This window comes from Clostridium sp. YIM B02569 (assembly GCF_022320765.1).
GTDB classification, from domain to species: Bacteria; Bacillota; Clostridia; order Clostridiales; family Clostridiaceae; genus Clostridium; species Clostridium beijerinckii.
In genome coordinates, this window is sequence record NZ_JAKJJX010000006.1 from 188,633 (window position 1) to 198,053 (window position 9,421).

General features: G+C 30.5%; 8 protein-coding genes. 7 read left to right on the forward strand and 1 reads right to left on the reverse strand.

The genetic code is table 11. The features are described from left to right. Nucleotides 1–97 precede the first annotated feature (97 nt). From L3B96_RS07870 to L3B96_RS07900, 7 genes are all read left to right on the forward strand, one after another. Nucleotides 98–1,594, forward strand: a complete 1,497-nt coding sequence (locus L3B96_RS07870; protein ID WP_077831101.1) for a sugar ABC transporter ATP-binding protein — start codon at nt 98–100, stop codon at nt 1,592–1,594. Nucleotides 1,595–1,612: 18 nt separating this feature from the next. Then, complete coding sequence (locus L3B96_RS07875; RefSeq protein WP_017210282.1) at nt 1,613–2,593, forward strand: ABC transporter permease; 981 nt, start codon at nt 1,613–1,615, stop codon at nt 2,591–2,593. A 187-nt stretch (nt 2,594–2,780) separates the two neighbouring features. Beyond that, entirely contained in the window at nt 2,781–3,779 is a 999-nt protein-coding gene (locus L3B96_RS07880; protein ID WP_077831100.1) for an ABC transporter substrate-binding protein, read from the forward strand. A gap of 327 nt (nt 3,780–4,106) precedes the next feature. Then, entirely contained in the window at nt 4,107–5,801 is a 1,695-nt protein-coding gene (locus tag L3B96_RS07885; RefSeq protein WP_077831099.1) for a methyl-accepting chemotaxis protein, read from the forward strand. A 295-nt stretch (nt 5,802–6,096) separates the two neighbouring features. After that, the gene (locus L3B96_RS07890) at nt 6,097–6,951 is read left to right on the forward strand and encodes a tagatose bisphosphate family class II aldolase (RefSeq protein ID WP_026885631.1); all 855 of its coding nucleotides are present in this window, start codon (nt 6,097–6,099) and stop codon (nt 6,949–6,951) included. Between the two features lie 51 nt (nt 6,952–7,002). Next, nucleotides 7,003–7,929, forward strand: a complete 927-nt coding sequence (locus L3B96_RS07895; RefSeq protein WP_238860098.1) for a 1-phosphofructokinase family hexose kinase — start codon at nt 7,003–7,005, stop codon at nt 7,927–7,929. Nucleotides 7,930–8,143: 214 nt separating this feature from the next. Next, nucleotides 8,144–9,022, forward strand: a complete 879-nt coding sequence (locus L3B96_RS07900) for an aldose 1-epimerase family protein (protein WP_238860100.1) — start codon at nt 8,144–8,146, stop codon at nt 9,020–9,022. A 90-nt stretch (nt 9,023–9,112) separates the two neighbouring features. Here L3B96_RS07900 and L3B96_RS07905 read toward each other — a convergent pair. Continuing rightward, a partial coding sequence (locus tag L3B96_RS07905; protein WP_238860101.1) for an IS3 family transposase occupies nt 9,113–9,421 on the reverse strand: 309 nt, incomplete at its 5' end.

The following is a 9,421-nucleotide window of genomic DNA, read 5'->3' on the forward strand; positions in this document are numbered from 1 at the left end:
TGTGATATCATTATATAAAATAACGGTTAGATGTTAATTGAATAAAAAAAGCTAAACGTTTAGCGAGAAAAAATAATAGGAAGTGGTGAAGTATAAAATGGATGAATTATTAAGAATGGAAAATATAGAAAAATCATTTCCAGGAGTTAAAGCTTTATCAGGAGTTAATTTGTTATTAAAAAAAGGAGAACTTAATGCTTTAGTTGGAGAAAATGGAGCAGGAAAGTCAACATTAATGAAAATATTAGCAGGGGTTCATCAAAAAGATGCTGGAAAGGTATTTATAGAAGGCCAGGAAATACAAGAACTAAATCCTGATATATCCTTAAAACTGGGTGTAAGTATAGTGTACCAAGAATTTAATCTATTTAAGGATTTAACTGTCGCGGAAAATTTATTTATTAAACGTGAAAAAATGAACAAAAGCTTGAAATTTATAATTGATGATAAAAGTCAAAAAGAAAGAGCTATAGAATTGCTAGATAGTTTAAACCTTAAAATCAACCCTGATGAAAAGGTTTCAAATTTAAGTGTGGCTGAGCAACAAATGGTGGAAATAGCAAAATCGCTACTAGTAAATTGTAAGATTTTAGTCATGGATGAGCCAACAGCTGCCTTAACAGAAAGCGAGACAGAAAACTTATTTAGAGTAATAGAAGAACTTAAAGAAAAAGGTGTAGGAATTATATATATATCACATAGATTAGAGGAACTAGAAAGAATATGTGATACGGTAACAATATTGAGAGATGGAAATTTTATAAAGACATGTGCTTACAAAGACATAACGATGAAAGACATGATAGCATCAATGGTTGGACGGGATATGAGCAACAAATTTCCCACAGCAAAATATGAGGCATCTGATAAAAAAGAAGTTATCTTAGAAATTAAAAAAGTTAAACAAGGAAAGAAGCTTGATATAGAAAATGTAAACTTATACAAAAATGAAATTTTAGGTTTCTATGGCTTAATGGGATCTGGAAGAACAGAGTTAGCCAGAATTTTATTTGGAGCGGATAAAGCTGAGGTTGTAGAATTTAAAATAGAAGGAAAAGATATAAAGGTAAGATCAACACATGATGCTATGAGTCAAGGAATAGCATACCTAACAGAAGATAGAAAAAAAGATGGACTAGCTTTAGGTCAATCGGTAGAATATAATATCAATTTATCTAATCTAGAGAAAATCAGTAAATTTAAAGTTGTAAATGATAAAAAAGCTAGAGAAAATGCTGAATCTTATATAAAAGGTCTTAGAATAAAAACACCAAGTATGAATCAATTAGCTAAAAATTTAAGTGGTGGTAATCAACAAAAAATAATAATAGGAAAATGGCTAAGTAGAAACCCTAAAATATTAATATTTGATGAGCCAACTAGAGGAATAGATGTCGGTGCAAAATACGAAGTATATGAATTGATGCAAAGGCTTGTAGAAGGCGGAATAGGTGTAATAATGATATCATCAGAACTACCAGAAATTATTGGGGTTAGCGATAGAGTTATTATTTTCAGAGAAGGAAGTGTTGCAGGAGAGTTAGAGAAAAAAGATTATTCAGAAGAAAATATACTTTCTTATGCAATAAGTTAAAGTTTTGGAGGTATGGAGATGGAAAAAGTAGTTGTAAATTCAAAAGAAAAAACTGTAGATTTAAAATATTTAATAAAAAATTCAGGGATTCTTATCGGACTCTTATTAATGGGAATAGTATTCACAATATTAAGTGAAAATTTTTTAACTGTTAATAATTTACTTACAATAGCATTGCAGACATCGGTAATAGGTGTTTTAGCAATAGCAGAAACATATGCGATTATAACTTCGGGAATAGATTTGTCTGTTGGATCAGTGTTGGCGGTTTCAGGTGTTGTTTCAGGTAAACTTATGGTTTATGGAGTTCCAGTACCGATTTCTATACTAGCAGGTCTTGCTGTAGGAACTCTATGTGGTTTATTGACAGGATTAGCAATAACAAAGCTTGAAATTGCACCATTTATAGCAACCCTAGGAATGATGAGTATTGCAAGAGGTGCAGCATATATTATCACAGGTGCGCTACCTGTATCAGGATTACCAGAAAGCTTTTATGTAATTGGTGGAGGTAAAGTGCTAGGAATACCAGTAGCAGTACTTATTATGTTTGCTCTTGCATTTATATTCGGATTTATTTTAAGAAAAACTACTTTTGGAAGATATGTATATTGTTTAGGAAGTAATGAAGATGCAGCACAACTTTCAGGAATTAATGTTGATAGAACTAAAATTGGCGTTTATATGATTTCAGGGCTATTAGCAGCTGCAGCAGGAATAATATTAGCATCTAGATTAGTATCAGCTCAAGCTACTGCTGGACTTAGCTATGAAATGGATGGAATATCAGCAGCAATAGTTGGTGGATGTAGTCCTTTAGGTGGTGTAGGTAAAATAAGAGAAACAATAATTGGAGCTTTTGTAATAGGAGTTTTAAGAAATGGCCTAAATCTATTAAGTGTTAGTGCATTCTGGCAACAAGTAGCAATCGGTCTTGTAATTATATTTGCAGTTGCATTAGATACTTATAGAAGAAAGAAAACAGCTAAAATAATGTAAGAGAAGTAAACGATATTATTAAAATTTTATTATATAACTGATGCAATAATGAAACAAAAAATGATATGAATAAGTATTTACTAAAGCATTATTATATCAAGATAAATAAAATTTTATAAATATAAAAATACTAAACACTATATTTTAAATAATTGAACAAATCAAGAAGGATGAAGGGAGAATTATTATGAAATTAAGAACTAAAAAATTAGCTTTAATTCTTGCATTAGCAATGGTTTCAAGTGTTGCTGTAATGGGGTGCGGAAGAGGTACATCATCAAATCAAGCAAGTAATGGTGGTAGTAGTAATGGGGGAAATAAGAAAATAACAGTAGTAGTTAAGACTGTAGAATCACCATATTGGCAAACGGTTAAAAAAGGAGCAGAAGAGGCAGCTAAAAAATATGGAGCTAGCATAGATTTTGTGGGAGCACCAGGTGGAGAATCTGATATTAATGGACAAGTTACTCTCGTTGAAAATGCAGTAAGCCAAAAACCAGATGGTGTTGTATTGGCAGCTTCAGATTCAAAGGCAGTAGCGCCAGCAGCACAAAAATTAATAGATGCTAAAATTCCATTAGCTTTAATAGATTCAGCTTGTGATGTTAAAGATTATTTATCATATGCAACAACAGATAACGAACAAGCTTCTTATCAAGTTGGTAAAAAACTTGGAGAATTAACTGGAGGAAAAGGAAAAGTTGCAATAGTAAGTTTTAGTCCAGGAGCCGGATCAGCAATAGCAAGAGAAAAAGGATTTAAAAAAGCTATTGGCGAATTCTCAGGTATGGAAATTGTTCAAACAGTATATTGCGATAGTGATAAGGCTAAAGCATTGACACTTACTCAAGATATAATAACAGCACATCCAGATATAACAGCAATATATGGAGCTAATGAACAATCACTAGTTGGTGTTGCAAGAGGAGTTAAAGAAACAAATTCAAAAGCTATTGTAGTTGGATTTGATTCATCAGATGATGTTATTCCTTTACTACAAGATAAGACTATAAAAGCTACAGCTGTTCAAAAACCATATACAATGGGATATGATGCAGTAGAAAATATTATGAAAAGCTTAAATGGAGAAAAAATTGAAAAAAATGTTGATACAGGTTGTGTTATTGTAACACCAGAAAACTTTAATGATGATGAATCACAAAAAGTTTTATATCCATTAAAGTAGTATTGAATCGATAAATAAAATATATTTTAAAGGTCATTGTAGCGAAATTAAGAAAAATATTTTGAAATCTAGTTTAGTGAAATACAAAAAAGATATTTAAAATAGTCTGTGAGTAACTCATGATAATAAAGATATAAACGCAAAGTTTTATCAAACTTCAAGTGCTCACAGACTATAAATTTACTATTCGCATCTAAATCAAATAAATATGAAATTTAAATTTATAAGAATAACCTTGCATTAAAACTGTTTTTTAGGAAATCACAGATAAATTATAATGTTATTACCGATAACAATTTTAACAGATTGTGAGGAGCGTTGATTCAAATGTATAAGATATTTAAAGCAAAATTAGAGAATTACCCTATTAAAAGAAAAATAGGGATAGGATTCTCATTGATTATTGCACTAACAATTCTTTGCGTCATCACAACATTGATAAGTTTAAGAAGTGTAGCAAATAAAACTAACACTTTATATAATGGACCATATAATGTTACTAACATGATATGGGATATGAGAAATGACTTTATGATAATGGATAAAAATATGTATGAGGCTATGTTAGAAACAGATCCGCAAAAGATAAAAGATAATGTGGCAAATGCGAATGATGAAGCTGAAAAAATTGAAGAAAAAGTAGAGAGTCTCAGAAATTTGTTTTCTGAGCAAAAGAAGTTAATCGATTCATTTGAAGTATATATGAGTGCCTCACAAGCATATAGGGATAAGATAAGTGAAGCTCTTCTAGAAAAAAACAATAATCAGGCAATAAGCATGATGAAAGGTACATACAAACAAAATATTGATGGTGCTTTAGATTGCTTAACTAATATTTCAAAGATTTCAGAGGAAACAGCAAGCGAATTTGTTAGTCAAACGAACCAATATAAAAATGTGGTTTTCATAATAGATATATTAATGATAATATTCATACTTGGAACAGCAATTTTAGTAGCTAAAATAATGCAAGAAATTATAATTAAAGGTATATATCATGTTATGAAGATATCCGCGGATATATCTCAAGGAAATCTCAAAGATGATGATACTTTTGTGTCAGAAGATGAACTTGGAATTATGGTTAAAAACTTAAATGAAACTGTGAAAACACTAAAATCATATATAATAGATTTATCTTCGATCTTAGAAAATATATCAGATGGAAAATTAGATATTGATATTGAAATGGAATATAAGGGTGATTTTATACCAATGAGAGATTCATTAGAAAAAATTATTTATAAGTTAAATGATATTTTTAACAATATCAATACTGCTGTCAATTTGGTTGCAAGTACTTCTATGAGCATTGCATTAACGACTCAAACTCTTTCAGAAGGGTCTATAGAACAAGCCAATGTTATAGAAAAATTAGCTTTTAGCTTTAATGAAATATTAGATAAAGCAAGAAAAAATGAACAAAATGCAGAGCAAGCAAATAATTTTTCTAGTACGACTAAAGAGATAGTGGCTGAAGGTAGTAAGAGAATGAATACACTAATGAGGTCAATGGAAGAAGTGAATAAATCATCTAGAGAAATAGCTAATATAATAAATACTATTGAGGATATTTCAAAACAAACAAATCTTCTTGCATTAAATGCCGCGATAGAAGCCGCAAGAGCAGGTGAAGCAGGTAAAGGTTTTGCGGTTGTTGCAAATGAAGTTAAGATATTAGCAGAAAAATCTTCAGAAGCAGTTAAAAATACAACTCAAATAATTGGAAAATCCATAAAGGCGGTAGATGAAGAAACTAGTTTAGCGCAAGAAACCGTTGAATCATTACAAAATATAGTCACCAATATTGAACAAACAACCAATTTAGTTAAAGAAATTTCAATATCTTCTGAGAATCAAACCTTAGAAATAAGTGAGATTACTAGTGGGTTAGACAGAATATCTACTGTAGTTCAGATGAATTCAAATACATCTCAAAAAGTTGCAGCAGAAATCCAAGAGTTAGCATCTCAATCACAACTATTAAAAGAGCAATTGGATAGATTTAGTTTAAAGAATTAGAAATAGAAAGATGTTTTTAATAATCATAATTTTATTGCAAGAAAGATAAATTTATACATAAAAAATACATTTTCAATATTTATGAAAGATATTAAATTAGACTTGAAGGCAGTAAGTTTTTGATATATAATGAAAAAAACATATAATTTACCATTAAAGCTAAACGTTTCGCTTTGAAGAAGTGTAATAAGAAAAAACGCTTAGAAACTTAAAGCTCATTATGTAATTCTTAAATGTAAATTAGAAATATTAATATAAAAAATTGTACATATTCAAATTAAGAGGAGGAGTAAAAATGATATTATCAACTAGAGAAATGTTAAAAAAAGCACAAAAGGATGGGTATGCAGTACCTGCTTTTAATATTCATAATTTAGAGACACTACAAGTTGTAGTAGAAACAGCACACGAAATGAGATCTCCTGTAATTATAGCTGGAACACCTTCAACAATTACAGATTATGCAGGGCCAGATTATATAAAAGCTATGGCAGAAGTTGCAGCAGGGAAATATGACATTCCAATAGCTATTCATTTAGACCATTTTGAAGATGTCAATGAAATTAAAAAAGACATAGATATTGGCTTTAGATCATGTATGATTGATGCTTCAAAACATGAATTTGAAGAAAATATTGCTATTGTAAAAGAGGTAGTAGACTATGCTCATAAATTTGATACAACTGTTGAAGCTGAACTAGGAAAATTAGGCGGAAGAGAAGATGATTTAGTCGTAGATGAGAAAGATACTATGTATACAAATCCTGATGATGCAGCGAAGTTTGTAGAGAGAACTGGAGTAGATTCTTTGGCTGTTGCAATAGGAACAGCACATGGATTATACAAAGGAGAAGCAAAACTTGATTTTGAAAGGTTAAAGGAAATCAGAAATAAAGTAAGTGTTCCACTAGTACTTCATGGAGCATCTGATGTACCGGACGAGCTTGTTAAAAAAGCTATTTCACTTGGAATATGCAAAGTAAATGTTGCTACAGACTTAAAGATTCCATTTTCAAGTGCTGTGAAAGAGTTTTTTGAGGTACACCCAGAGGAAAGTGATCCAAGAAAATATATGACTCCAGGCAAAGAAGCTATGAAAAAGATAGTGAAGCATAAGATTGAAGTTTGTGGTAGCGCAAATAGATATTAATTTCTGTTTTATAAGAAATAGAAAATTAATACAAGATGGAGGAGAAAAAAGATGATATTAGTTATAAACCTTAATGCCTCTGTAGATAAGAGATATGAAATAGATGATATAAAAAAAGGACAAGTAATGAGGGCAAGGTATGTAGAAAATACACCAGGAGGAAAGGGCTTACATGTAGCTAATGTAGCAACTATCTTAAAAGAAGATTGTATAGCAACAGGTTTACTTGGAGGTAAATCTGGTGAATTTATAGAAGAAAGTCTTAAGAAATATGGAATAAAACAAGATTTTGTAAAAATAAGTGGAGAAACGAGATCTTGTTTAGCATTTATTACTGATGATAATGTTCAGACAGAAATACTCGAACCAGGACCAGAAGTAAGTGAAATTGAACAACAAAATTTCTTAGATAAATATATAGACTTGATTGAGAAAGCTAGTGTTGTTGTAGCCTCTGGAAGTGTTCCTAAAAATGTGCCTAAGATTTTCTATAGGAAATTAGTGGAGATGGCCAATTCTCAAGGCAAGAAATTTTTATTAGATACAAGTGGTGAGCTTTTAAGAGAAGGTATTGAAGGCAAACCATACTTTATTAAACCTAATAAGGATGAAATAGAAGCACTAACAGGAAGAAGCATTAGGTCTGTAGAAGATGCTATAAGAGAAATAAAGGAATTCCAATCTAAAGGAATATCACTTGTAGCTATATCTTTAGGAAAAGACGGTTCAATAGCTGGATTTGAAGGAAAGTATTATAAAGTAAATGTGCCAAAGATTGAGACTGTAAACCCTGTAGGTTCAGGCGACTCTTATGTTGCAGGAATAGCAGTAGCACTGCAAAGAAAATATGATATCAAAGATACTTTGAAATTTGCTTCAGCTTGCGGAACAGCAAATGCTATGGAAAAAGAAACAGGATTTGTAAGTGAATCTATAGTAAACGAACTTTTTAATAAGGTAACAGTTGAAGAAATTTAGATAAGTCCTACGTATGATATCCCCCTTAAGTTAATATATATATGTGAGAGTTAGGGAGACTTAAGAACCTAACTCTCATAATTTTTATTAAATATATATATTGCAAAAATAATTCTTCATCATAATTCTAAAAATATTGTAAGAATTTTAGCTGTAATTGTGAATTGCAACATATATATATCATAAATTTAATATCTATGAAAGGATGATTTATATGATTTACTCGATAGAAAATTCAAAAATAAAAATCACAGCAAGTACCCATGGTGCAGAGTTACATTCGATAACAGGACAAAAAGAAGGTACAGAATATCTTTGGAACGGAGATGCGAAGTATTGGAAATATCACGCACCACATTTGTTTCCTATAGTTGGAAAGGTGGTGGATTCTAAATTTAAAGTTGATGGAATTCAATATGAAATGCCCGCACATGGACTTGCTAGAATATCTGAATTTACCTTATTAATAGAAAGTAATAATTCACTAACTTTTGGATTAAATTACTCAGAGGACACATTAAAGATATATCCTTATAGGTTTTCTTTATTTGTAACATATACATTAGAAGAAAATTCTATTATAGTCACATATAAAGTAATAAATTTAGATGATAGGGATATAGTATTCTCAATTGGCGCTCATCCAGCATTTATGTGTCCTATAGAGAAAGGTGAAGAATTAGAGGAGTGTTATCTACAATTCAATAAAAAAGAGACAAGTTCTATTATTGAGATAACTAAGGATACATATCTTTCTCGTAAAAGGACAGAATGTCTTAGAGATACTCATACATTACCACTTTCTAGAGAACTCTTTAAAGATGGAGTATTAGTATTTGATGATCTAAAATCTGATAAGATATCATTGAAATCAAAAAATCATGATAAGTCTTTAAGTATAGAATTTAAAGGATTTCCAGACTTAGGTATTTGGGCACCTGAAACTGGTGCACCATTTCTATGTATAGAACCATGGTTTGGGCATGCTGATTATGAAGATTTTGCAGGTGAATTTAGTGATAAAGAGGGTACGATATCCCTATCAACTGATAAGGTATTTGAGTGTAGTTATAAGATATCTATTGAGGAATAGCATAAATTTAAGTCAATTCCTATAGAGATAATATTTAAGGCAATAAACATCGATAAAATGATCTGACCCCAAAAAGTTAGACAAATTTAACTAAGCTATCATGAAGGATTGAATTCTGTATTGAACAGGACTCAGTCCTTTTAGTTTGTTCTTAATTCTTCTATTATTATAGTAACCAATATATTCTTCAAGTTCTGCCTTAAAGTGTTCTAAAGAGTCAAACTGTTGAAAATAGAATAACTCCGACTTTAACAATCCAAAGAAATTTTCCATCACAGAGTTATCATAACATTTTCCTTTACGAGACATACTTTGAACTATTCCTCTCTTTTTTAACATTGTTTGATAGAGTTTCATTTTATATTGCCAACCTTGATCCGAATGAAACACAAGTTTACT